Genomic DNA, 25,247 nt, shown 5'->3' on the forward strand with positions numbered 1-25,247 from the left:
ACCGGTGTGGTAGTCCTTTGATAATCAGCGTGCGAACTGTTTCCTGACTTTTCCCTTGTAGGTGTTGATGTCCAGGACGACGGAATCCTTCCGTTCCAGATTTTCCAGCGGAATACTTGCGAAGACACGGGTGCTGTAGTATTCGGGTATTCCGTTCTGCCGGTGATACAGCCGGAGATAGAATATGCGGCTGCCGGAAGACCGTCTCCGGACAGAATCGCAGACAATCCCCAGAGACTGTACGGCCCGGGTGTCGTCGCTCTTTCCTGTCTTCAGCTTCAGTCCGAGGTTCAGGTATTTCCTGTCCCGGCTTATCCAGGCACTTTCAAATCCGACAGGGTCGGTATGTACCGGCGGAAGATCAAGTGCCAGCCGTATGCGCAGGACAGCGACGGGACTGATGGCGACAGGTTCCGTCACACCGTTCTCCACCTTGTTATAATAGAGCAGCGCACGGTAAGTCGTGTCGCCCTTTGTCGCCCACAGCGTCTTCAATGCAGGCTGCAGGGTCAGCCGGACACCGTCGTCCGTGTGTGCGGAGAAAAAGGCTGTTGCCGTGTTTGTCCTTGCTTCGACGAAGTCGGTATGCAGATAAGACAGTCCGCTGTCGCCTGTCTCATAGAAATCGTGTTCACAGCCGCCGGTGATGAACAATGTCATGATGATCGTCATCACCGTCAGCAGCCCCTGGATCTTCTTGCTGAGTCTGTCCACGAAGCGTTACTTCTTAAAGGTAAGGCGGTTCAGCAGCGACTTGAAACGCCCGTTTTCGGACGATGCGGCGATGTAATTCTTCGCAGGATAAGCATACTGTGTCAGCAGACAGTTGCGCAGGAACTTGTCGTCACGGTTCTCGATGTCGATTTTCTCAATCTGTCCTTCAAGGTAGTTCTCGAAGTCCTGATAGTCTTCAGGCGTGTAATACTCCTCGTAGACGCGTGTATCCTGAATCATGTCCAGTGCCACGTAGTTGACCGGATAAAGCCTGTAGTTGCAGTGAATCTCGTGGTCGATATGCGTGGCGATTTCGTCGAAGAGCTTGTTCTTCGGCTGCTCTCCGTCTACCGTGTCGAGCCATTCGTCGATGCAGGAGGCACATTTGTAGAAGATGTGCCCCTTGTACCCCTTGATACCCACCAGCATGCTTTCCATGTCGTCCTCGGCCGTCTTTTTCCAGAACGGGACATCACGCCGCAGCTGGTATTCGCGCGCCTTGAGGTAGTCGCATGGGTCGTACTCATAAGAGATGGTCAGTGGGACGATGTGCAGCTGCTTCAGCCGTTCGACTATCGAACCGTCGCCGCCCATCGCCATCATCTTCAGGATGGCGGCCTGGGTGAGGTCGTTCGAGTTCTTGGCACGTCCCTGCCGCTGGGCAATCCATACGTTTTCCTTCTTCTCGGCGACGGCAAAGTGGATGTATTCTGACATACGTTTGCTGGCACGCAACATCTCGACGGAATGGAGCGCACGTTCGACGGTGAATGATTTGTTGATGCGGACAAGGTCGCGTACCCAGTCCTGCGAGAGGAGATTGTCGCCGATGGCAATCTCACAGGTTGTCTCGAAGCCCACGTCGAGAAGCAGTTTGTCCAGAAGGGCGGAGTCGAGAACGATGTCACGGTGATTGCTGACGAAAGTGTAGCGGTTTCGTGTATTGATGTTCACCGCGTCGATACTGCATCCCAGGCTCAGCTTCGTGACGAGACGCTGGAGGAACGGATAGCAGAAGGCTTTCTGGAAATCAAGGTTGGTCTTGCATCCGTGCATTTTCTGCGCCAGGGCCTCCTTGGGTACATCAGGGTAGAGATACGCCAGCACCTGTTGGAACTGTTTGTCGGCAAGAATCCGGTCGTAGACAGCCGGCAGCTCTTCCGGCTCGAACGGACGGATAGGGGCAAACTCTGATGGTATTTTCATAATCGTAAGTAATTAGTATGTTTCTGTTTTATGTTCTTGCTGCATGCCGGCAGCACCGGCAATGATGAGGTCTATCCCCATCTCCTCTATCTTCTTCACCACCGTCTGGGGTACTTTGGAATCGGTGATGATGATGTCGACGTCTTCCAGCCTGCTGATTCTGGCGAAACCGCGCCGGCCGAATTTGCTGGAGTCAGCCAGGACGACGGTCTTCTGGGCTGCCTGCATCATGACCCTGTTCAGTTCTGCTTCCCGCATATCAGTCGTCGAGATGCCGAAATCGAGGTCGATGCCGTCCACGCCGAGGAAGAGTTTGCTGAACGAGCAGCCCCGGAGGATTTCCATGCTGTACTGCCCGACGACAGATATGCTGCTATGCCTGACCATGCCTCCGAGCTGTATGATGTCGATGTTGTCGTCGGCGGCCAGTGTCATGGTGGCGCGCAGGGATGCTGACACGACCGTCAGTCTGCCCGCAGGCTGTATGTTGCAGGCCAAGGCATGGATGGTTGTCCCGGAGGCGAGGATGATGGAGTCGTCCTTCACGAGCAGTCTGACGGCTTCCGCACCGATGAGCTGCTTCTCTTCGGCGTTCAGTTTTTCCTTTTCGTTCACCGACCGGTTGTTGGTGAATGGGTTGATGAGGATGGCCTTGCCGTGGCTCCGGTACAGTTTTCCTGCCCTCTCCAATTCGGTCAGGTCCTTTCTGATCGTCACCAGCGACACATCCAGAGAGGTTGCCAGGTCGGAAACCAGTACGGATTCCTGTACCAGAAGCTGCTCGAGAATGGCATTCTGTCTGTCTTCTTTTGTCATGTCAACATAGTTTTCCGGCAGTTCCCAGCAGAATCCTGTCTTGCTTCGCCGTTTAGAATAGTTTTGTACAAATATAGCCAAAATAAACCAATGAGTAAGGAGAATTACGTTCGTTTAACAGAAGATTAACAGTTCGCGTCCTGATCCGTCGAATATTCATATTCGTAGAAGAAAAGATTTTCCCCTTCTTAACGACGGTTTGTTCGCTCGTTAAAAGAAATATCACTCCATTGGATAGAAGCTGACCGGGTATCGCCAGCATCACTTTTTCCGGATGCAGAAGACATGGTTGCCTATCGGATGGACGGTATTGATTTAATCTTATAAGCAGGTCGTAAAAATTAATTTAGAACATCATGCCTCATACTAAGCCACATGGGTAAAAATGATTTTGAGTCCAGAGCCGGTTACCGCCAAGGTTCTGTTGGCAGCATAGAGCAGGGAGACGGTGGAGAGATAACCCACAGACCTGGGCCATTTTCTCCTGAGAATGCAAAACTTGAACAGCATGATTTCCTATGTGTAATCTCTTTTAAACAGACAATTCAGCATTGTTTTCGGAAAAGCAAGCACCTCCTGATCAAATAGATTCTTCCGGTACGGCTCTCCCTCTGCTGCAAGTCGCCTCTATCCCGGCAATATACGGCAAGGAGCTGACCGTCAACACGACTGGTGTCTGCCGTCAGCACAATGTGTGACGAGCATCAGCACACCTGCAGAAAAGGCCTGTTCAATCCTGTCGCTATACTGTATGACTTTGGCTTACTGCTGGAAATGCCTGCCGGCACTGATGTCTATTCGGCCCGATTACTGCTGATGTATAATGCCGGCATCAGCCGGATATTATAAGCCTCCGTTTTGTTTCCTGCCTATGCACTTAACGGAAAGACCTTTTTCATCTTCCAACTGTTTATTCTGTATAATTTCATCAAAAAGTTCCGTTAATTGTTAGTTTCAGGTTAAAAATATCTAAACTCGTCATACAACTATTTGTTTTACACGTCTTTATAATACCTTTGCAATAGATTAGACTGCATTCGGAAAAATGAGATTCAGATTTTTCATTTGTCCCGTTTGCATTGTCTTCTGCGACAGAATAATAACCCAAAACAAGATATGATTATGAAAAAGAGTCTTTTTATTGTAGCCTTGGCTGTGGGTACACTTGTTTTCAGTAGTTGTGCCAGCAAGAAAGATCTGGAGAATTGCCGCACGGAGAACAACCAGCTGACGGCAGACTACCAGAGTGCGAAAGAAACAATAGCCGCCAACAATGCACGGATTAAAAGTCTGGAGGATCAGTTGGCACAGGCAAGAGAGAGTGCTGCCGCCTTGCAGGGAAGTCTCGATAACAGTTTGAGGAATGCCAACTCGAACAATATCAATATTTCCAAACTCGTTGACCAGATCAATGAAAGTAATCAGTACATCCGCCACTTGGTTGAGGTGAAGTCGAAGAGCGATTCACTGAACATGGTTCTTACGAATAATCTTACCCGTTCGCTTAGCCGTGAGGAACTCAAGGAGGTTGACGTGCAGGTGCTGAAGGGGGTTGTTTATATCTCTTTGGCTGACAATATGCTTTACAAGAGTGGATCGTATGAGGTGAACGAACGTGCGGAGCAGACGTTGAGCAAAATTGCCAAAATCATCACTGACTATAAGGATTATGATGTGCTGATAGAGGGTAATACGGATAATGTGCCTATCAATACAGCGAATGACAAGATGAAGAATATCCGTAACAACTGGGACCTCTCCTGTCTGCGTGCAGCCTCTGTTGTACAGTATCTGCAGGACCGTTTCGGTGTTAATCCTAAGCGTCTGACCGCTGGTGGCCGTGGTGAGTACAATCCGATTGCTACTAACGATACCGAGTTGGGCAAGCAGCGCAACCGTCGTACACAGATTATCATTACTCCGAAACTTGACCAGTTTATGGATCTCATAGGTGAGGCTCCAGAGACTAAGTCGGCAAAGTAATCTGATTATGAATAATGACGTTCTGCTCTTGATTATCCAATGATGTCCACGGGGGTATAGGTGGATTTTGGCCGTACTTTCCATATACATGATTTATTTCTGTGGGAAGTGCTTTGGAGAAGCAATGCAGTATCTGCTGCATTGACAGGGGCCGAAATGTTGAACATATAGCGGAATCTGCATCTTGTCTGCATCATGCTGACAAGATGCAGATTTCTTTTGGTATATATAAAAGATGATATGTTTTTTAGCTAATCAAAAAGTAAATGGATGTCCTTTTTGAGGAGGCAGTCGAACATATATATAACATATATATAATGTGTCATGAGATGGATTTTGCAATGTCAGGTGTAATGGGCATTCAATAGGTTGAAAATCTCTCGGATTTTCGTATTGAGCATTTGGCAGGTGGCAATTTCTTGGAATGTGTCGTAGTGATGGCTGCTTATGGTGGTATTACAAGTCGTCTGATGATTGTCTTGAAGCAGGGTGGACAGGCTTTGATGGTTTTGATTTGCAGCTTTGCCTGTTTATGGATAATTGCTGTCTGCTGTGGGTGAAAAGAAACTTCCCTTGTTTTCGAATTTGCGTCTGACGGCTTGTTTCTTGCCTTTTGCTTTCTTTCTGCTTTTTCTTGTTTCGGGGGCTCCTGGTTGATTGCAGAGGCATTCCCGGTGTTATTTAATTGATTTGCATCAAGACCGTGGACTGCTTTTGACTTTTTTGAAAAATAATTCTCGAAACATTTGGCTGGAAAGAATTTTCTCCATACCTTTGCACACGCTTTGCGAGACGAGCCGTCCGGCGGGTTTTCGGAAGCGACGAAAGGAAAGAGTTCTTTGAAAGGATTTACATAGACAGAGAAAGTAGTACAGGAAGCGTCCGGAGGGCATCCGTGCCGTCCGGACGGGTAGAAGAAACGAACCGATCAGTTTTTGCGTCCCTGCGTAGCGGGGGCGCGGTCGTTCTTTGGACCCTGAATTCTTGAGGATGAGCGTTCTGGAACAGAGATCACTCGGTGAGGTGCCGGGTTAGCGTGGTATTCATTATCACCTGCCACCCGTCACCTGTCACCGACACATATTTTACAGTGGAGAGTTTGATCCTGGCTCAGGATGAACGCTGGCTACAGGCTTAACACATGCAAGTCGAGGGGAAACGGCATTGAGTGCTTGCACTGAATGGACGTCGACCGGCGCACGGGTGAGTAACGCGTATCCAACCTTCCCGTTACTGCGGGATAACCTGCCGAAAGGCAGACTAATACCGCATGTTCTTCGATGACGGCATCAGATTCGAAGCAAAGATCCGTCGGTAACGGAGGGGGATGCGTCTGATTAGCTTGTTGGCGGGGCGACGGCCCACCAAGGCGACGATCAGTAGGGGTTCTGAGAGGAAGGTCCCCCACATTGGAACTGAGACACGGTCCAAACTCCTACGGGAGGCAGCAGTGAGGAATATTGGTCAATGGGCGGAAGCCTGAACCAGCCAAGTAGCGTGCAGGATGACGGCCCTACGGGTTGTAAACTGCTTTTATGCGGGGATAAAGTGAGGGACGCGTCCCTTTTTGCAGGTACCGCATGAATAAGGACCGGCTAATTCCGTGCCAGCAGCCGCGGTAATACGGAAGGTCCGGGCGTTATCCGGATTTATTGGGTTTAAAGGGAGCGTAGGCCGGGGATTAAGTGTGTTGTGAAATGTAGGCGCCCAACGTCTGACTTGCAGCGCATACTGGTTCCCTTGAGTACGCGCAACGCCGGCGGAATTCGTCGTGTAGCGGTGAAATGCTTAGATATGACGAAGAACCCCGATTGCGAAGGCAGCCGGCGGGAGCGCAACTGACGCTGAAGCTCGAAGGTGCGGGTATCGAACAGGATTAGATACCCTGGTAGTCCGCACGGTAAACGATGGATGCCCGCTGTCGGCGCCTTGCGCCGGCGGCCAAGCGAAAGCGTTAAGCATCCCACCTGGGGAGTACGCCGGCAACGGTGAAACTCAAAGGAATTGACGGGGGCCCGCACAAGCGGAGGAACATGTGGTTTAATTCGATGATACGCGAGGAACCTTACCCGGGCTTGAATTGCAGGAGAACGATACAGAGATGTTGAGGTCCTTCGGGACTCCTGCGAAGGTGCTGCATGGTTGTCGTCAGCTCGTGCCGTGAGGTGTCGGCTTAAGTGCCATAACGAGCGCAACCCCTCTCCCCAGTTGCCATCGGGTGATGCCGGGCACTCCGGGGACACTGCCGCCGCAAGGTGCGAGGAAGGCGGGGATGACGTCAAATCAGCACGGCCCTTACGTCCGGGGCTACACACGTGTTACAATGGCCGGCACAGAGCGCCGGTGCGGCGCGAGCCGCATCTAATCTTGAAAACCGGTCTCAGTTCGGACTGGGGTCTGCAACCCGACCCCACGAAGCTGGATTCGCTAGTAATCGCGCATCAGCCACGGCGCGGTGAATACGTTCCCGGGCCTTGTACACACCGCCCGTCAAGCCATGAAAGCCGGGGGTGCCTGAAGTCCGTGACCGCGAGGATCGGCCTAGGGCAAAACTGGTGATTGGGGCTAAGTCGTAACAAGGTAGCCGTACCGGAAGGTGCGGCTGGAACACCTCCTTTCTGGAGAGGACGCTCCCGTTCCCGCCTTCGTGCGGGACGTCTCGGGGCATCATGACGGTCCCGGGGACGGCCCGGTCCGTTTCTTCTTCCCGTACTCACTGCGCTCTGTTTCATGAAACAAGAGAAGAGGAAGTCCGGCAGGAAAGCCCGCATCGCTTTCTTCCGACCCAGTCCTATAGCTCAGTTGGTCAGAGCGCCACACTGATAATGTGGAGGTCGGCAGTTCAAGTCTGCCTGGGACTACTTCTTTCTTTTTTCCGGGGGATTAGCTCAGCTGGCTAGAGCACCTGCTTTGCAAGCAGGGGGTCAACGGTTCGAATCCGTTATTCTCCACTCCAAAGGGAACCGGTATGGGCTGGAGGTCTTTCCTTCCCGCTTTTCACCCTTTGCCTTTGCGGGATCTTTGACATATTGACACAAGCAAGACTGTAAAGTAGAACGGTTCTTTCCGTCAGGGAAGAATCAGTATTCTGATGATTGAAGCAAGTACTTCAGATTCTTCAGAATCACACAACAGCTGAAAGTATGAGCTACATTCTCCGCAAGCGATTGCGGAGAAGGCGAAGAAAGTAAGAAAGGGCGCATGGCGGATGCCTTGGCTCACGGAGGCGATGAAGGACGTGATAAGCTGCGATAAGCCCCGGGTAGGTGCAAATAACCTTTGATCCGGGGATTTCCGAATGGGACAACCCGGCAGGCTGAAGGCCTGTCATCACTACGAATGTAGTGAGGCGAACGGAGGGAACTGAAACATCTTAGTACCTCCAGGAAGAGAAAATAAACTAATGATTCCCCCAGTAGCGGCGAGCGAACGGGGAAGAGCCCAAACCGGCGGCGTAGCGATGCGCCTCCGGGGTTGTAGGACCACGCTGTCGTACTTGGATTGTGAGGAGAATGTTCTGGAAAGAACAATCATAGAGGGTGATAATCCCGTATTCGAAGCATGACGAGACGTAGTGGTATCCTGAGTAACGCGGAACACGTGAAATTCTGCGCGAATCTGCCGGGACCATCCGGCAAGGCTAAATACTCCCGTGAGACCGATAGTGTACGAGTACCGTGAGGGAAAGGTGAAAAGCACTCCGACGAGGAGAGTGAAATAGTTCCTGAAACCATGCGCCTACAAGCGGTCGGAGCCGCGTAAGCGGTGACGGCGTGCCTTTTGCATAATGAACCTACGAGTTGCCATGTCTGGCAAGGATAAGCGTCATGAGACGCGCATCCGCAGTGAAAGCGAGCCTGAATAGGGCGTGTAGTCGGACGGGGCAGACGCGAAACCAAGTGATCTACACTTGCCCAGGTTGAAGTCCGGGTAACACCGGATGGAGGACCGCACGGATAAGCGTTGAAAAGCTTCCCGATGAGGTGAGTGTAGGAGTGAAAGGCCAATCAAACTTGGAGATAGCTCGTACTCCCCGAAAGGCATTTAGGTGCCGCGTGCGGCGTTGTCCGCGAGAGGTAGAGCGACCGGTAGGTCAAGAGGGCTTCACCGCCTGTCGAGACCTGACGAACTCCGAATGCTCTCGGATCGCAGCCGTGCAGTAAGGGGGCGGGTGCTAAGGTCCGTCCCCGAGAGGAGAAGAATCCAGACCGCCGTCTAAGGTCCCGAAATTCTGTCTGAGTTAGTCTAACGAAGTCCGGTCCCCGTGACAGCTAGGATGTTGGCTTGGAAGCAGCCATTCATTCAAAGAGTGCGTAACAGCTCACTAGTCGAGGGTCCGGGCATGGATAATAATCGGGTATAAGTCAGATACCGAAGGCGCGGGATAGTAATGTAAATTAAAAGTATCGGTAGGGGAGCATTCCATCGACGTCGAATGGTGAAGGTAACTGATCCTGGAGTTTATGGAAAAGCAAATGTAGGTATAAGTAACGATAAAAAGGGTGAGATTCCCTTTCGCCGAAAGACCGAGGTTTCCCGGGCGATGCCAATCAGCCCGGGGTCAGTCGGGTCCTAAGTCTCAGCCGAATGGCGAAGGCGATGGCAGATGCGGTTAATATTCCGCAACTCGCATTATCAGTGACGTGGAGACGGAGCAGTGACACTGCCGCGCCCTGACGGAACAGGGCGTTTAAGTGCGTAGGTTATGATAGTGGCAGGCAAATCCGCCGCTGGAGCTGAAACACGAAAGTACAGCACTTCCTTCGGGAAGAGTTGAGTGCAGGTAATCATACTTCCGAGAAAATCCGCTAAACTTAATGATATTGCGCCCCGTACCGCAAACGGACACACGTGGTCGGGTAGAATATACTGAGGCGTTGAGAGATTCATGGTTAAGGAACTAGGCAAACTGACCCCGTAACTTCGGGATAAGGGGTCCTCATAGTAATATGAGGCGCAGAGAATAGGTCCAGGCAACTGTTTAACAAAAACACAGGGCTGTGCAAACTCGAAAGATGAGGTATACAGCCTGACACCTGCCCGGTGCTGGAAGGTTAAGAGGAGATGTCACTAGCAATAGGAAGCATTGAATTGAAGCCCCAGTAAACGGCGGCCGTAACTATAACGGTCCTAAGGTAGCGAAATTCCTTGTCGGGTAAGTTCCGACCTGCACGAATGGTGTAATGATCCGGACGCTGTCTCAACCATGATCTCAGTGAAATTGTAGTATCGGTGAAGATGCCGATTACCCGCGATGGGACGAAAAGACCCCGTGAACCTTTACTACAGCTTAGCATTGACCTTGGTCATCCGATGTGTAGGATAGGCCGGAGGCTTCGAAGCGTGTGCGCCAGCATTCGTGGAGCCGCCCTTGAAATACGGCCCTTTGGCTGTCTGAGGTCTAACGCGCAGGTAGTGCGGACACTGCTTGGCGGGTAGTTTGACTGGGGTGGTCGCCTCCAAAAGCGTAACGGAGGCTTCCAAAGGTGCCCTCGGACCGATCGGTAACCGGTCTCATGGAGTGCAATGGCATAAGGGCGCTTGACTGGGAGGCAGACATGCCGAGCAGGTGGGAAACCAGGGCATAGTGATCCGGCGGACGTGTATGGAAACTCCGTCGCTCAAAGGATAAAAGGTACTCCGGGGATAACAGGCTGATCCCCCCCAAGAGCTCATATCGACGGGGTGGTTTGGCACCTCGATGTCGGCTCGTCACATCCTGGGGCTGGAGAAGGTCCCAAGGGTTGGGCTGTTCGCCCATTAAAGTGGCACGCGAGCTGGGTTCAGAACGTCGTGAGACAGTTCGGTCTCTATCTATCGTGGGCGCTGGAGTTTTGCGCGGTGCCGTCACTAGTACGAGAGGACCGTGACGGACAGACCTCCGGTCAGCCGGTTGTGCCGCCAGGTGCACCGCCGGGTATCTGAGTCTGGAACGGATAAGCGCTGAAAGCATCTAAGCGCGAAGCCGTCCGCAAGATGAGAACTCCTCACGAGGGCCGTCACAGACGATGACGTGGATAGGGCGCAGGTGTAAAGACGGCGACGTCAAAGCCGAGCGCTACTAATTGCCCGAAGCTTTCTCCCGGTCTCCCGCCTCCGGCAGTCGGAGTGCGGGGGCCGGCGGCTCAGACTTTGAGCTGTGTGTCCTTCCGGGACGGAGGACGGGTTCTATGACGGTCTTGCCTGTGGAAATACGTCACCTCATACGGCTGGCAGGGATCCTTCTCCATCAGGAAAGCACTGTAGGGAAGGAGAGAAGTCAGTCCGGAAGTCATGTCAGGTGGTTATTGCGGCGGGGTCCCACCTCTTCCCATTCCGAACAGAGAAGTTAAGCCCGCCTGCGCCGATGGTACTGCAATGCAATGCGGGAGAGTAGGTGGCCGCCTCCTTTCACACACGGGAGAGCCCCGGAGACAAGTCTCCGGGGCTCTCCTTTTTTCGTCTGGAGGGATGAAGGCGGAGAGGGGGAAGGGTGTGATGGGCTGTGATAAGCGATGATAAGCGATGATAGGCGATGATGAGATGGCTGATAGGCGGTGATGTTATGACTGATGTTGAGCAGTGATAGGTGATGATAGTTGATGAAAGGCTTGGAGATGTCTCGATCTTTTGTCAGTATGGTACTTCTTGCAATTGAGGAGGGCTGCTGTACTGTGAGGATTTTTCCACCGGGAATGGTGAACAGAAAAAGAATGATTACGTTCTTGAATATGCCTGCCTGACAGTGTCGGTGGTGGTCAGTTAGCAGTCTGGCATTGGGTAGAATGATGACTAATCGGCCGGTCTTTGTCGGGTTGAATGATGATTTCTGGAGAATTGCGAAACAATGTTTACCTATCAGTTTTTGGTAGACTATAACTCCGCAATTTATCCTATAGGGCGATGTAAAATTATTCGCTCGGTAGGATAAATTGCGGAGTTTTATTGTTGCTTAGTATCTGAAACTTGCAGTGAAGGTTATATTACGTCCGTCAGCATGTGCATATTCCGCATTGCGGGCCATCAGCATGGAGGATGGAGTGTAATAGGTGTAGTTCAGCAGATTGGAAACGGCCATGCTCAGATCCCATGCCTTCAGCCTTACTCCTGCCGTAAGGTTCAGAAGGTTGATGCGGTTCACCTTTCCTTCTCCTTCGTTGTATGCCCCTGCGGCATTCGGTGTAAAGCGGTCACGTTTTCCCGTATGGATGTACTGTAGGTTCAGATAAGTGTTCTTGACCGGAGCATAATTGACGTACATTGCCAGTTTGGCGGCCGGAATGGAGATGTTTGACATATAGGTGTCCCAATCTCCTGATGCCGATTTCAGCTTTCCTTCGAACCATGAAAGATTTGCTCCTGCCTTGAGGTTGCTTAGAATCTGTGCATCTGCGCTTAGTTCAATGCCATAGACCTTCTGCGGTGTACGGTTCACTACCCAGAATCCGTTTTCAATCTTGAGGTCGCTACCCAGTTTTGAGTAGGTGTAGAAGAATGATCCGTTGATCTGCAGCCAGTTGTTGATGTTTGAATAAGCTCCTATTTCGTAGTTGTCCGTCTTTACCGGTTCGGTGGAGATCTTTTCGAGTACATCCGCTTTGGCAGCACGCAGGGTGCGTCCCAGGTCGAAGATGGAGAAACCCTGTGAGAAAGCGATGAAAGGCTGGAAGACGGGATACCTGTTATAGGAAAGCCCGATATTGAACGAGAGGTTGTTGTATCTGAGCGAGCCACCTTTCACATGAACCTGCGGGGCAGAGAGCTTGTTACGCAGCACATCGTAATCGGGCACGCTTACATTGATGAAGTCGTAGCGTCCGCCCAGCTTGATGTTGAACCACTGCCACAGCGTTGTCTTTGTCTGCAGGAACGGCGCATGGTTGTTGCTTGTCAGCCACGGCATCCAGTGACGTCCGTCGACGAGGGGCTGTGCCGTCTTGTCGAAAAGGTAATCATAACCATAGACAAGGTGTGTGAAAGTATTGTCCGAGAATATGAGACGAGTGCTGAACTGCGTGCGGAAACCGAATTTACGGTCCTTGACGGCCGACTGTCCGCTGGTCTCCTCCCAGCGTGGCTGTGCCGGATTGGCTTTCCGGAAGTCAAAGATGGTGTACAGGCCCGATCCGTAGACAGCCGTTTCAAAATCCGTATGGGCGAACAGATCATGTGACGTGAACTTCAGGTAGGCATTGTGGTTGTAGCGTGTTCCCTCGTCCACTGCCAGCGGATCCCTGTCACCGACGATGCCGATGGCCGGCTGCTTCAGGTATTTGCCACCTGAAGGGACAAGGCGTGTGTCCTGCAGACTGCGGTAGAAGTTGTACATAAGTTCGATTCTGTTCTTCGGCGAAAAGGCATAGCCCAGTTTCACGAGTGCATTCGTCGTATAGGTGTCTCCAAGTCCGTACCGGGGCGAGATGAACTGTCCGTCCCCGTCGACGCTGCTTCCTGTCCGTCCGAATGTCCCATTGACAAGGTAGTCGAGATTTCCGACTGCCCCGTATAGCTGCTGGTTGATACGATATCCTTGTCCCTTTCCCTGACGGAAGAAGTTGTAGGTAGAACCGGAGAGCGTCGTCTGTCCGCCGATGGCTCTGTGGGCAGCATTCTTCTTGGTGATGATATTGATCAGGCCGCCGATGGCACCATTTCCGTATAATGCTGTTGATCCTTTCACGATCTCGATATGGTCGATTGCCGATACGTCGATCGTACGGATGTCGCGGTCGGTAGAGCGCAGAGGGGTAGACTGCGGAATACCGTCGATCAGGATAAGTGCGCTTCTGCCGCGGAGCGACTGTGAACGCGAACTGGTTGTATTGCTCGACAGTGCCATGCCCGGTGTGAGCAGTCCCAGCAGATGTGACATATCCGGGGCGACCTTGCTCATCTCGGCAATCTGTTTCTGGTCGATGATTGTGACCGTTGCCGCTGCGTTCGACTTCACCTCCGGAATGCGGGTCGTGCTGATGGTTACTTCCTTCAGCTGCAGAGTCGCTTCTCGTGTGCTGTCAGTCTGTGCATGACAGGGAATGGCAGCCGTGGCTGCTATCGCAAGTGGCAGAAAAATCTTTTTTTTCATTTTGAATACAATCTTGTTAAATAATAATTAAAGATGTGCAAAAGTATGGAAATACCTCCTTTCCTGCAATACCTAAAACAAGGTATTCTCGTGACGTACAATCTGTTCTTCCCCTGTTGATGCAGTCTTGTTCTATGACCATGCAATAATCTACACGCTTTGTCGTTAGATGGAATATATGCAGTGGACAGACAGAATCCGGCAGGTAAAGATATTCCTGGTAGTGGCAGCAATCATCATTGCCGTCGCCTCGCTGGTTGTGTCCCATTTCCTGACCGATGACCTTGCCAGGCAGGAGCGGAGCAGAATGCAGGTCTGGGCAGAAGCGATGAAGTCGCTGAGCGAGGCGGATGAGAACACGGACCTGAGCCTGGTGCTGAAGGTGCTGGACGAGAACAACTCTATCCCGGTCGTCGTCCTGGACAGTGAGGGCACTGTGACGGATTGCCGTAACGTAAGTGTCAGGGCACACAATGCCGCCGACCGTACGGCGAAACTGGCGGATATGGCCTTGCGGATGAAATCGGCGGGGCGGGTGATCCGTATTCCTTTAAGCAGCCGCCGTGGAGATTACATAGACGTGTGCTATGATGAATCGCTGATGCTGAAACGCATAGCTGTCTATCCTTACATCCAGCTGGGTGTGGTGATGCTTTTCGTGGTCGTGGCGGTCATGGCCCTGCTCACCTCGAAGCGGGCGGAGCAGAACAAGGTGTGGGTGGGCCTGAGCAAAGAGACGGCCCATCAGCTGGGTACGCCCATTTCCTCTCTGATGGCATGGACGACAATCCTGAGGGAAAACTATCCCGACGACGAACTGTTGCCGGAGATGGACAAGGACGTAAAACGGCTGCAGCTCATCGCCGACCGTTTCTCCAAGATCGGCTCCGTCCCCGAGCCTGTCCCTGCCGACCTGAAGGAGGTGCTGCAGCACGTCGTGGACTACATGAACCGGCGTACATCCCGGAAGATAGACATCAGGACCGAGTTCCCGTCCGGTAACTTTATTGTAAAGATGAATGCCTCACTCTTCGAATGGGTTGTGGAGAATCTCTGCAAGAATGCCGTCGATTCGATGGGCGGTGCGTCCGGTTCCATCACGATCCGTCTGGAAGAGGCCGGAAGACGTGTCGTCGTAGAGGTTTCGGACACGGGCAGGGGAATTAAAAAGAAGGATATAAGAAATGTGTTCCGTCCTGGTTTCACGACCAAGAAACGTGGCTGGGGACTGGGATTGAGCCTTGCCAGGCGCATCGTGGAGGAATACCATCACGGAAGGATCTTCGTGAAGAGTTCAGAGATTGGGAAGGGAACCACTTTCCGCATTGAGCTTGGGAAGGAGCAGGAAATGCGCCAGATATAAGGGCAGATGATCAGCAGGGACATACGGAGGATGCCTGTCCTTGCGAATCGGATACCTGATGCACTCCCTCATGCGCTTTCCGGGGGCTGAATCGTGAGTACCTTTTCTGTACGCTGACGGCTGGTACTCCTGTTCCCGGCGGCCGGTACCCGTGTTCCCAGGCATCGGTACTCCTGTTCCCGACCGGTTGGGAACAGGATTCCCGGTGCCCTTGATGACCCTTCCTGATTTGCAAGACGTTTCTTTGCCGTATCAGTTGAATCGGCAGAAACTCTTTTCGCAAGCCTGCCGGATTGTCGGGTACAGGTGGAAAGTCCATGCCGGAACGGCAGAGTGACAATGCCCCTGTCGGATTGCCGTAGCACCGGAACGCTGCTTCCGTAGTCCGTCATCGTATGGTCCATGGCCTGCTTTCGCAGGCTGCCGGCTCCAGTACCGGCTGCTGCTCCGGCTTGCCGGTGCATACGTTTTACCGGCTGCCTTATATAGGAAAGGAATGATGATGCAAGAGGGGCTTGCTTTATGCGTCCTCACTTTTTTTACTTTTAATTTGCTTATAATCAGAAAAATATTCGTAACTTTGCAACCCAATTATGGACTTGGAAACCCTTAAGATTGACTTGAAAGGTCTGGAAAAAGGTGCAAGTCACCTTGATTTCGACCTGGATGACACTTACTTTAAGGCGATTGACGCTCCCGAAGTGAGGCGGGGGTGCGTGCGTGTGTCGGTCGACATCGTGCGCACGGAAAATGATTTCTTTACCCTGGACTTTCATGAGACAGGCACGGTGATGGTTCCGTGCGACCTCTGTCTCGAACCGATGGAGCAGTCTGTAGAGACAACGCAGCGTCTCGAAGCGAAATTCGGAACAGAAAACTCAGAAGAGGACGACCTTGTGACGGTGGCCGAGGACGAAGGAATACTCGATGTCACATGGCTCCTCTACGAATTCATTGCCCTCGCAATCCCTATCAAGCATGTGCATGCACCTGGGAAATGCAACCCTGCTATGATACGAGCTCTTGAAGAGCACTCTGCCGCCCGAAGCGGTCAGGAAGACGGGGTAGCGGTGGATCCGCGCTGGGAAGCTCTATTAAAACTGAAAGAATAATATATTAAACGTTTAAAGAATTATGGCACATCCAAAAAGAAGACAGTCAAAGACCCGTACACTGAAGAGAAGAACTCACGATAAGGCAGTTGCTCCTACATTGGCAGTATGCCCCAACTGTGGCGCTTATTATGTTTACCATACAGTTTGTCCTACTTGCGGTTACTATCGTGGCAAGGTTGCTGTCGTAAAGGAAACAGCTGAATAAACATGAGCAACATCAATGCGATCATCACAGGTGTCGCAGGTTACGTGCCCGACTATGTCCTCAACAACGAGGAACTGTCGCGTATGGTGGATACCAATGACGAGTGGATTACCACCCGTACGGGCATCAAGGAGCGCCGCATTCTCACAGAGGAAGGTCTCGGCACATCCTATATGGCACGCAAGGCGGCCAAACTTCTGATGAAGAAAACCGGTGCCGATCCTGACAGTATCGATGCTGTCATCGTCGCCACTACGACTCCTGACTATCCGCACCCTTCTACAGCTTCCATTGTCTTGGGCAAGCTGGGGCTGAAGAACGCTTTCGCATTTGACTTTGCTGCTGCGTGCTGCGGCTTCATGTATGCTTTCGATGTTGCCTGCAACATGATCCAGAGCGGCCGTCACAAGCGCATCATCGTAATCGGAGCTGACAAGATGTCGGCCATTACCGACTACCGTGACCGTGCGACCTGTCCGCTCTTCGGCGACGGGGCAGGTGCCGTGATGGTTGAAGGGACGACCGAGGAAAACATCGGTCTGATAGACTCCTACCACCGTACGGACGGCAAGGGACTTCCGTTCCTCCACATCAAGGCGGGCGGTTCCGTATGCCCCTCTTCCCGGTTCACGGTCGACCATCGGCTGCATTACACTTACCAGGAGGGGCGCACAGTGTTCCGTTATGCTGTCACGGCCATGGGCGACGACTGTGCGACTTTGCTGGAACGCAACGGTCTGACACAGGAAGACATCAATTATGTTGTCTGTCATCAGGCCAATCTGCGTATCATCGAGGCTGTGGCAAAGCGTATCGGTGTTCCGATGGAGAAGGTGCTGGTGAACATCCAGCGTTACGGCAACACCAGTGCCGCCTGTATGCCGCTTGTTCTCTGGGACTTCGAATCGAAACTGAAGAAAGGCGACAGAATCATCTTCACGGCTTTCGGAGCGGGTTTCGTCAATGGTGCCTCTTATTACAGGTGGGCGTATGACGGAGCTTCTGCAGCGGTTAAGAAATAAAGACGCTAAGTTATCATACACAAAAGAACGCATCTTTCTTTTTCTAATAAGATAGGTGCGTTTTTTGTTAGAAGACATATTATGCACAAAGCAGGATTTGTAAATATCGTCGGCAACCCGAATGTCGGGAAGAGCACGCTGATGAACCAGCTCGTCGGTGAGAAACTCAGTATAGCCACTTTCAAGGCACAGACAACACGCCACCGCATCATGGGAATCGTCAATACGGACGACTCCCAGATAGTCTTCTCGGACACGCCTGGGGTGCTGAAGCCGAACTATAAGATGCAGGAGATGATGCTTCAGTTCTCGGAATCAGCCCTGGCCGATGCTGATGTCCTGCTGTATGTGACGGATGTCGTCGAGAATCCGGAGAAGAACATGGACTTTCTGGAGAAGGTCGCGAAGATGACGATTCCGGTCATTCTCCTGATCAACAAGATTGACGAGAGCGACCAGTCGAAGCTCGTCGAGCTTGTGGAGAAATGGCATGGACTGCTTCCTGATGCAGAGATATTGCCCATTTCGGCTAAAAACAAGTTCGGGACGGACATTCTCATGAAGCGTGTCCGAGAACTGCTGCCGGAGAGTCCGGCCTTCTTTGACAAGGACCAGCTGACGGACAAGCCTGCAAGGTTCTTCGTCTCGGAGATCATCCGTGAGAAGATTCTACGCTATTATGACAAGGAAATCCCTTATTCTGTTGAGGTTGTCGTTGAGCGTTTCAAGGAAGATGACCGTCAGATACATATCAATGCAGTCATCTACGTTGAGCGCAGCAGCCAGAAGGGAATCATCATCGGGCACCAGGGCATGGCACTGAAGAAGATGTCGACCGAGGCCCGCAAGAGTCTGGAGCGTTTCTTCGACAAGAAGATTTTCCTTGAGACCTTCGTGAAGGTGGACAAGGACTGGCGCAACTCACAGAAGGAATTGAACAACTTCGGGTATAATCCGGAGTGATCCGAGAGGAAAAGTAAGAAAGTAAAAAGGTGAAAAAGTAAGAAAGTAAAAAGGTAAAAACCTCCGGCCTCTTACGGGGGATGTCTGACGGAAAAAAAACGTAGAGAGGTCTTGGGGCTTTTGGCCTCCGGAACTGATGGTGACTATGGGGCCAATTCGGCTGACAAGGCTGACGGAACCAATGGATCTGACAGTCCTCCCTGATCATAAGAGAAACAGAATCGCCCTGACTGCTTAGTAGGGCATACTCTCGCACAATGCGAGGGCTGGGGAATGGTCATCCTCGGCAAATATTCATCGGATGCCTGACCACATCCGGCGCCTTCTCATAGCAAGATAACGGCATAGCCCTGTTAGTATGAGGAGGGAAAAGACCAGTATGAATGGCAAATTTAGTAGCTATCGTGGGACGCCCAAACGTAGGTAAGTCCACGCTTTTCAACCGACTGACCCAGACCCGTCACGCCATCGTGAGCGACACGGCCGGTACGACCCGTGACCGCCAGTATGGCAAGTGCCAGTGGAACGGCCGTGAGTTCTCTGTTGTTGACACAGGCGGATGGGTAGTCAAATCAGATGATATCTTTGAAGATGCAATCCGCAAGCAGGTGCTTGTGGCGACAGAAGAGGCCGACCTCGTGCTCTTCCTTGTTGATACCGAGACCGGTGTCACCGACTGGGACGAGGATGTTGCAATGATTCTCCGCCGTACCAAGCTACCGGTTCTCCTTGTTGCCAACAAGGTGGACAACAGCGGCGAATACTACCAGGCTGCCGAGTTCTATAAGCTCGGACTGGGAGAACCCATCTGTGTCAGTGCCGCTACGGGTGGCGGTACGGGCGACCTGCTTGATATACTGCTCGAGAAGCTGAAGGATGCTCCGGACGAATCTGTCGACCAGGACATACCGCGTTTTGCCGTCGTAGGCCGTCCTAACGCCGGCAAGTCGAGCATCATCAATGCCTTCATCGGCGAGGACCGTAATATTGTGACCGAGATTGCCGGTACGACCCGTGACAGTATCTATACCCGTTACACCAAGTTCGGTTTCGATTTCTATCTGGTTGATACTGCCGGTATCCGCCGTAAGAACAAGGTGACCGAGGATCTGGAGTTCTATAGTGTCATGCGTTCCATCCGAAGCATCGAGAACTCTGACGTCTGTATCCTTATGCTGGATGCAACCCGTGGCATCGAGGCGCAGGATATGAATATCTTTCAGCTCATCCAGCGCAACAACAAGAGCCTTGTCGTAGTTGTGAACAAGTGGGACTTGGTGGAAGACAAGAACCAGAAGGTTATCGATACTTTCGAGAATGCTATCCGTAAGCGTATGGCACCGTTCGTCGACTTCCCGATCATCTTTGCTTCTGCACTGACCAAACAGCGCATCTTCAAGGTTTTGGAAACTGCGAAGGAAGTCTATCAGAACCGTAAGATACACATCGGTACGACGAAGCTGAACGAGGTGATGCTGCCCATCATCGAGACGACGCCGCCACAGTCAGTAAAGGGGAAGTACATTAAAATCAAGTATTGCTCACAGCTGCCCAACACGCAGATTCCTTCTTTCGTGTTCTATGCGAACCTGCCACAGTATGTCAAGGAGCAGTATCGCCGTTTCCTGGAGAACAAGATACGTGAGAACTGGAACCTGCATGGCTGTCCGATCAACGTATTCATCCGTCAGAAGTAGTCGTAGGAGGTGTGTATATGAAGTGGATTGTGCTACCCTTTCTTTTTGCTTCGGCATTGCTGTTGGCAGCTTGTGGAAGTAAGAAGGAAGAGGTTGACCAAGGAGAGTTGGCTGCCCGTGCAGCCAAACTCTATTATGAACAGCTGCTTAAAGGCAAGTATGAAGCCTTCTTGGAGGGTGAGAACCGTCCGGGAAAGTTGCCCGATGGCTATCGGAAACAGCTTCTGATTAATCTTCAGCAGTTTATGGAACAGCAGAAAAGTCAGCATAAAGGGATTGATTCCATCTCGCTGGCTTCATTTGTATTCTCGGAGAAAGACAGTACAGCCAGTGTTTTTCTGCTTTTTCATTATGGTGACAAGACTACGGAACAGGTTGTTGTGCCGATGATAAAGAGGAAAAGCGTGTGGATGATGAGATGAGCACTGTGTGGATAATGGGCATGTTCATCTTTAAGGCTGTTTGTCTTGATGGAAGTTACAGGTAGTCCTGACGGTAGAAATTCGGCTTACTTTTGGTCCTTTTGTCTAAGGTGAGCCCTTATTGCTGTACGGATTTTCTGAAATAGAGAATGAAAAAGATGAAACAAAGCAAGTATATCTTTTTGACGCTGCTGCTCATGGTTTTGGGAAGCAGCTGTGATAGTCAGCGTAAGGTTCCGCAGCAGGAGAACACTGCTGATACGGTTGTTGTGGTCAAGAAAGACCTGCTAAGTCAGTATGATAAGCAAATCAGAGCCTATTATCTGGGCTTGACGGAAGTTTCGGATGGAGGGATTCTTTCTTTTCCGCAGAAGGCTCAAGTGGAATACACTGATATTGCTGTCGAACTGATTGATGAAGCAATCCGTCGCAAGGGCTATAAACCCGTTGATAACGAGAGAGCCAGAGAAGCCATTCTGAAATATTTTGGTGTTGATGTAAATCAAAGTAATGATATTCAATTGACGAGAGGTTTCAGAACGTACATCTTTAAGAATGGCAATGCAACAGAACGGGCTAAGCAGGAAAAGGCGATGGGAGGTGTCAGTTTCGACGAACAAGAGTATTTCTGGAACAGACTTGTCTATGTGCCAAACTACAATTACATCATTACTTCCCCCACAATTGACAGTGCGGTAAAGATTGAGGGGCTGTCTGAATATGCCATAGATGAGAATCACAGGAAAACAATAAAACGTGGAAAACTCTATTTCAACTTCAATGATAGCATATTTTTCAACGAAAACAATTTTATCTTCTATGATAGTAAAGACGCTCTTGAATGGTTGAAGAAGAACGAAGCTGCGTTTCTCATAGACCTGCTGCGTGAGTATGGATATGACAAGAACGAAGAAATAAACAAGTTAGTAATGGCTAACATGTTGAAAGAATATACTGATGTTGATGACCCTTGGATTCTTGACAATACTTTAGCCAGTAAAAGAAAGGCGAAGCACGCAAAAGTTGAAATCAGAAAAGGACTTTTGAAAAGCATCTTGAAGCTACCTGCAACAGAAGAGAATACGGAGTGGATTGGGCTCTTCAATGATTATATAGACTATCTGTTGAATACAGACGAGCAAAAACTTCCTATGTGGATGACTGAATTCACGAAGAAAGAACGCTATGAGATTGCAGCCTATCTGTGTTATTACCTCTATAAGTTCAGTAAGAAGTATGGCCGAGAGGAAACTTCTCTCCTTGGACACGAGCTCTATTACAACGATTCTTTCCGCAGCTATATTGATAGCCAGCATTTTTTTTATTTCCCTGGTTTTGAAGCACTATGTGACAAGGTTTATGAGGAGTATGATGAGGCTGTGAAGATTAAAACGAGCCAAGACGAATGAGAATGATAATCTTTCCATTTGTTTTTGTTGACAGAATTGTGAATCCGATTCTTTCTAAGGATGCGGGATTTAGCCTCTGTCGGTCTTATGGGAGAATTTTTTTGTCCTGTTTTTTCTTTCCTTCCTTCATTTTCAATCTACGCTCTCTTGCACTTCAATTAAGGCTTAATTGCAAGCCAAAATAGTTATCAAAATATAACTTATTGAAAATAAATAAGTTATCTTGTTGATACAACTAAATAGGTAACGGTTTGGAAACGAGCGAGCTACTTGGCTTCGCTGTTTTCTGCCTAACAAAGAACGCTTATAATTTTATATACAGAGATAATATTTAAAACTGAACAAAACAACTTTTTAAGATGAAAAATATACTTTTTATCAGAAAGCCAAGGAATTGTGCCATAAAAAGACTATCTTTGTATCGTTCTTCTTTGAGGATATTCTCACTCTATAATTAATTATAGAATCGAGACTCTTAGTTGGTATTTACAGAACATATTCACTATTACACTTTTGTGTAGCGAAATAATTTGGAGATATAAATATATTTGCAACAGAAAATAAACCTATTATCTAGACATTGCAAAGATAACAGAAGAAAATCTTTTTCTATGCCAGATCCCAGATGTACAAGGGCTAAAGATCTAAATGTGATATTATGAGGAAAATTATCTAAATGTTATAAAATAATGAAGCATATTTTTATGATGCTCCTGTTTCTGATGTTTTCCAAAGGAGCATACTCTCAAATGAGTGTAAAAGGAAACATTGTAGATGAGAACAACAAGGAAGTAATTGGATGTTCGGTCAGAATTCTGTCGGCAGATTCGACATTCTTGTTTGGTGGCGTAACAAATGATGTGGGTGAATTTCATATTAAAGGTATAGAATCGAATAACTTTATCGTTCATCTGTCATATGTAGGCTATGAAGACCAATATATTACCTGTAATAATGCATCGGATGATGTTGATATGGGAAAGATCAAACTGATGGTGTTACCAAAGGCTTTAGGTGAGGTAAAAGTCATTGGCAGTAATAAAATTCAGAAAATTGACAGACAGATACTTATTCCTAGCAGTCTGCAACGGAAGGCATCCAGTAATGGCCTTTTGTTACTGCAGAATTTAAGTCTTCCACGCATTGAGATCAATTCTATTAACAATAGCATAGAGATGACTACAGGAGGGACAGTTGAATTACAAATTAATGGAGTAAAGGCAAATCTTCCTGAGGTGAAATCTCTAAGACCAGACGATATAGCAAAGGTGGAATACCATGATAATCCGGGATTGCGTTATGGAAATGTGGGAGCTGTCATTAATATTATTCTGAAACGGAGGAACTCAGGTGGAAATTTCTCAGTCGATTTAACCAATGGCATAAATAAAATCGGGACAGGAGATTATAATGTTTCCGCTAATTATCATTTTGGAAGATCGTCTGTAAAGTTTATATCTAATTGGGAACGCAGAGATTTGAAATGGATACGCGAGAATGTTGAAACCTTTAATGGAACAGCGACTTCACTATACAATGTGGAAACAGGCTTGCCTACAAAGGTAAAGTATGACAGGATGAATTTCCTATTAGGTTATGACTATAGTAAAAACAACAATCTGCTAAGTATCAACTATAGACAGTCATATATGGATATGCCTTATTCCATATCAGACAGAGAATCCGAACTTACAAGTGCTGGACAGGAATATAAAATATCCGATCATGAAAAGTCGAGGGAAAATATACCTTCATTAGATATTTATTACCAGACAGAATTGGCTAAAGGAAAGAATCTGTTTATTGATGTGGTAGGAACTTATATAAAAACTAAGAATAATAGGCATTTTGTTCAGAGAGGAGTAAATTCTGTTGAGGAATATGCATCGCAGACAAAAGGTGATAAATATTCGCTCATCGCTGAGGCTATTTATGAGCAAAAGATTAAAAATTCCATGTTATCACTTGGCATAAAACATAATCAGGCCTTCGTTTCCAATAATTACGGTGGAACCATCAATGCGAATGTAAGTATGCGAACAGCTGAGACCTATGGGTACGTGGAATTTATGTCTAAGGTAGGGAAATTGGTATACACCATGGGTAGTGGTGTAATGAGAACATATAACAGTCAGGGAAATGTAAGCCTGAGTAAACTTATCTTTCGCCCAACACTTAAATTGTCATACAATCTGGCCAAGAATTTACTTGTTAGATACACTGGCTATATTTCAGGTTATTCTCCATCATTATCAGATATGAATGATGTAAGCCAGAATATAGATAATTATCAAGTTAGACGAGGAAATCCTAATCTTAAGACCGTGATGTTCTTCTCTAATGATTTGACCATCAACTGGAAGTATAAATGGTTGGATCTGGATTATCTTATCAGATACAGCTTTGATGACAAGCCTTTGATGGAGACGACATTGTTCGAGAATAACAAGTATATACGTACAATGGAGAATCAGAAGGGTTTTCATCGATTGCAGAATAATTTAAATTTGAAGCTGATTCCTTTCGGTGAAAATTGTCAGATTAATGTCAGCACATACTTCAACAGATACATAAGTGAGGGGAATAATTATACCCACACCTATTCTGATTTCGGTGTAAATGGTTCTGTTACCTTCCTGAAAGGTAATTGGTTCTTGATGGCTAGTGCCGGCAAAGGGCATAAAATACTATGGGGAGAGACTTTAACCAAGGAGGAAACTCTACATTCGATATCGGTCGGCTATAATAGGGATAACTGGGGTATACAAGCTCAGATATTGAATCCTTTCAGTAGCAGGTATAGTCAGTATGTAGAAAACTGGTCGAAGCTGGCACCTAACAGGCAGGATGCTTTTTCGCATGACCTGAACAGAATATTCATGCTTGAAGCATATATCAACGTAGACTTCGGTAAACACAAGAACAATGTAAACAAACGAATAAATAATAGTGATACCAATTCTGGCGTTTTGTCAGGAAGCAAATAGAAGGTGAAGGTATGATTGATTAGATATTTAATTTATGCACATTTTAAATATAAAAGTAGAGGTAGATGAAAATCTATAAAAGAGTAAGCATATAACTGTAATCCTTAAAAATGGGAAAGAAAAGTTTTTTATGTATGTGTTAAGGACGGATTACAGTGAATTGTGTAAATATGTTTCAGATTTTAAATACGCAGACATGGTCTTCTCTTGTCTTTCTAACTTGACGTAGCCCGCTATACCTTCGTTACAAAGACAAATAATCTGTTCGGCAATAAAACAGA

Annotated in this window: 15 protein-coding genes, 2 tRNA genes and 3 rRNA genes; 15 read left to right on the forward strand and 5 right to left on the reverse strand. The window is 48.9% G+C overall.

Annotation, left to right across the window (positions count from 1 at the left end):
* Positions 1-24 precede the first annotated feature (24 nt).
* The 3 genes from DYH27_RS01190 to DYH27_RS01200 are packed head-to-tail and all read right to left on the reverse strand — an operon-like array spanning position 25 to position 2,736.
* Positions 25-714 (reverse strand): NigD1/NigD2 family lipoprotein, encoded by a 690-nt coding sequence (locus tag DYH27_RS01190; RefSeq protein WP_025067947.1) that lies wholly within the window; start codon positions 712-714, stop codon positions 25-27.
* A 6-nt stretch (positions 715-720) separates the two neighbouring features.
* Positions 721-1,920 (reverse strand): 1-acyl-sn-glycerol-3-phosphate acyltransferase, encoded by a 1,200-nt coding sequence (locus DYH27_RS01195; RefSeq protein WP_025067946.1) that lies wholly within the window; start codon positions 1,918-1,920, stop codon positions 721-723.
* Between the two features lie 12 nt (positions 1,921-1,932).
* A complete protein-coding gene (locus DYH27_RS01200) occupies positions 1,933-2,736 on the reverse strand; it encodes a DeoR/GlpR family DNA-binding transcription regulator (RefSeq protein ID WP_004354678.1) in 804 nt (267 codons plus the stop codon).
* A 1,122-nt stretch (positions 2,737-3,858) separates the two neighbouring features.
* Here DYH27_RS01200 and DYH27_RS01205 point away from each other — a divergent pair.
* From DYH27_RS01205 to rrf, 6 genes are all read left to right on the forward strand, one after another.
* Entirely contained in the window at positions 3,859-4,719 is an 861-nt protein-coding gene (locus DYH27_RS01205) for an OmpA family protein (protein ID WP_004354651.1), read from the forward strand.
* 1,087 nt (positions 4,720-5,806) lie between these two features.
* Positions 5,807-7,337, forward strand: a 16S ribosomal RNA gene (locus tag DYH27_RS01210).
* A 169-nt stretch (positions 7,338-7,506) separates the two neighbouring features.
* Positions 7,507-7,580: transfer RNA gene (locus DYH27_RS01215), tRNA-Ile, on the forward strand.
* Positions 7,581-7,596: 16 nt separating this feature from the next.
* Positions 7,597-7,670 (forward strand) — tRNA-Ala (locus DYH27_RS01220).
* Between the two features lie 229 nt (positions 7,671-7,899).
* A 23S ribosomal RNA gene (locus tag DYH27_RS01225) occupies positions 7,900-10,804 on the forward strand.
* A 191-nt stretch (positions 10,805-10,995) separates the two neighbouring features.
* Positions 10,996-11,108: ribosomal RNA gene (gene rrf, locus DYH27_RS01230) — 5S ribosomal RNA — on the forward strand.
* The 16S, 23S and 5S rRNA genes sit together here with 2 tRNA genes alongside, the layout of an rRNA operon.
* Before the next feature lie 542 nt (positions 11,109-11,650).
* Here rrf and DYH27_RS01235 read toward each other — a convergent pair.
* On the reverse strand, positions 11,651-13,783 hold the full coding sequence (locus DYH27_RS01235) for a TonB-dependent receptor (RefSeq protein WP_025068327.1): 2,133 nt from the start codon (positions 13,781-13,783) through the stop codon (positions 11,651-11,653).
* Positions 13,784-13,961: 178 nt separating this feature from the next.
* Between DYH27_RS01235 and DYH27_RS01240 the strand changes: the two genes are divergently transcribed.
* Positions 13,962-15,146 carry a sensor histidine kinase gene (locus DYH27_RS01240; RefSeq protein ID WP_025068328.1) on the forward strand — a complete coding sequence of 395 codons (1,185 nt, stop codon included), beginning with the start codon at positions 13,962-13,964 and terminating at the stop codon, positions 15,144-15,146.
* 252 nt (positions 15,147-15,398) lie between these two features.
* Here the strand turns inward: DYH27_RS01240 and DYH27_RS13350 are convergent, their stop codons facing one another.
* Complete coding sequence (locus DYH27_RS13350; protein ID WP_172462786.1) at positions 15,399-15,680, reverse strand: hypothetical protein; 282 nt, start codon at positions 15,678-15,680, stop codon at positions 15,399-15,401.
* Between the two features lie 59 nt (positions 15,681-15,739).
* Here DYH27_RS13350 and DYH27_RS01250 point away from each other — a divergent pair, with 59 nt between their 5' ends.
* From DYH27_RS01250 to DYH27_RS01290, 8 genes are all read left to right on the forward strand, one after another.
* The gene (locus DYH27_RS01250) at positions 15,740-16,258 is read left to right on the forward strand and encodes a YceD family protein (RefSeq protein ID WP_004352516.1); all 519 of its coding nucleotides are present in this window, start codon (positions 15,740-15,742) and stop codon (positions 16,256-16,258) included.
* Between the two features lie 22 nt (positions 16,259-16,280).
* Entirely contained in the window at positions 16,281-16,466 is a 186-nt protein-coding gene (rpmF, locus tag DYH27_RS01255; protein ID WP_004382259.1) for a 50S ribosomal protein L32, read from the forward strand.
* Between the two features lie 2 nt (positions 16,467-16,468).
* Complete coding sequence (locus DYH27_RS01260; RefSeq protein ID WP_004352518.1) at positions 16,469-17,488, forward strand: beta-ketoacyl-ACP synthase III; 1,020 nt, start codon at positions 16,469-16,471, stop codon at positions 17,486-17,488.
* Positions 17,489-17,569: 81 nt separating this feature from the next.
* Positions 17,570-18,451: a GTPase Era gene (era, locus tag DYH27_RS01265; RefSeq protein ID WP_004352536.1), complete on the forward strand. Its 882-nt coding sequence runs from the start codon at positions 17,570-17,572 to the stop codon at positions 18,449-18,451.
* Positions 18,452-18,834: 383 nt separating this feature from the next.
* Positions 18,835-20,148 carry a ribosome biogenesis GTPase Der gene (der, locus tag DYH27_RS01270; protein ID WP_004352509.1) on the forward strand — a complete coding sequence of 438 codons (1,314 nt, stop codon included), beginning with the start codon at positions 18,835-18,837 and terminating at the stop codon, positions 20,146-20,148.
* 17 nt (positions 20,149-20,165) lie between these two features.
* Positions 20,166-20,570, forward strand: coding sequence for a hypothetical protein (locus DYH27_RS01275; RefSeq protein ID WP_025068330.1), 405 nt, complete (start codon positions 20,166-20,168; stop codon positions 20,568-20,570).
* 149 nt (positions 20,571-20,719) lie between these two features.
* A complete protein-coding gene (locus DYH27_RS01280; protein ID WP_025068331.1) occupies positions 20,720-21,979 on the forward strand; it encodes a hypothetical protein in 1,260 nt (419 codons plus the stop codon).
* Positions 21,980-22,668: 689 nt separating this feature from the next.
* Positions 22,669-24,966: a carboxypeptidase-like regulatory domain-containing protein gene (locus DYH27_RS01290; RefSeq protein ID WP_025068332.1), complete on the forward strand. Its 2,298-nt coding sequence runs from the start codon at positions 22,669-22,671 to the stop codon at positions 24,964-24,966.
* The last annotated feature ends 281 nt before the right edge of the window (positions 24,967-25,247 follow it).

It is taken from the genome of Prevotella denticola, from assembly GCF_900454835.1.
Classification (GTDB): domain Bacteria; phylum Bacteroidota; class Bacteroidia; order Bacteroidales; family Bacteroidaceae; genus Prevotella; species Prevotella denticola.

Excerpts from the sequence above, each read along its gene's own strand:
- era (WP_004352536.1), top strand. The coding sequence starts at position 17,570 with ATGCACAAAGCAGGATTTGTAAATATCGTCGGCAACCCGAATGTCGGG.
- DYH27_RS01200 (WP_004354678.1), bottom strand. The coding sequence starts at position 2,736 with ATGACAAAAGAAGACAGACAGAATGCCATTCTCGAGCAGCTTCTGGTA.
- DYH27_RS01235 (WP_025068327.1), bottom strand. The coding sequence starts at position 13,783 with ATGAAAAAAAAGATTTTTCTGCCACTTGCGATAGCAGCCACGGCTGCC.
- der (WP_004352509.1), top strand. The coding sequence starts at position 18,835 with ATGGCAAATTTAGTAGCTATCGTGGGACGCCCAAACGTAGGTAAGTCC.
- DYH27_RS01260 (WP_004352518.1), top strand. The coding sequence starts at position 16,469 with ATGAGCAACATCAATGCGATCATCACAGGTGTCGCAGGTTACGTGCCC.
- DYH27_RS01195 (WP_025067946.1), bottom strand. The coding sequence starts at position 1,920 with ATGAAAATACCATCAGAGTTTGCCCCTATCCGTCCGTTCGAGCCGGAA.
- DYH27_RS01205 (WP_004354651.1), top strand. The coding sequence starts at position 3,859 with ATGAAAAAGAGTCTTTTTATTGTAGCCTTGGCTGTGGGTACACTTGTT.
- DYH27_RS01275 (WP_025068330.1), top strand. The coding sequence starts at position 20,166 with ATGAAGTGGATTGTGCTACCCTTTCTTTTTGCTTCGGCATTGCTGTTG.
- DYH27_RS01280 (WP_025068331.1), top strand. The coding sequence starts at position 20,720 with ATGAAAAAGATGAAACAAAGCAAGTATATCTTTTTGACGCTGCTGCTC.
- rpmF (WP_004382259.1), top strand. The coding sequence starts at position 16,281 with ATGGCACATCCAAAAAGAAGACAGTCAAAGACCCGTACACTGAAGAGA.
- DYH27_RS01240 (WP_025068328.1), top strand. The coding sequence starts at position 13,962 with ATGCAGTGGACAGACAGAATCCGGCAGGTAAAGATATTCCTGGTAGTG.
- DYH27_RS01290 (WP_025068332.1), top strand. The coding sequence starts at position 22,669 with ATGAAGCATATTTTTATGATGCTCCTGTTTCTGATGTTTTCCAAAGGA.
- DYH27_RS01250 (WP_004352516.1), top strand. The coding sequence starts at position 15,740 with ATGGACTTGGAAACCCTTAAGATTGACTTGAAAGGTCTGGAAAAAGGT.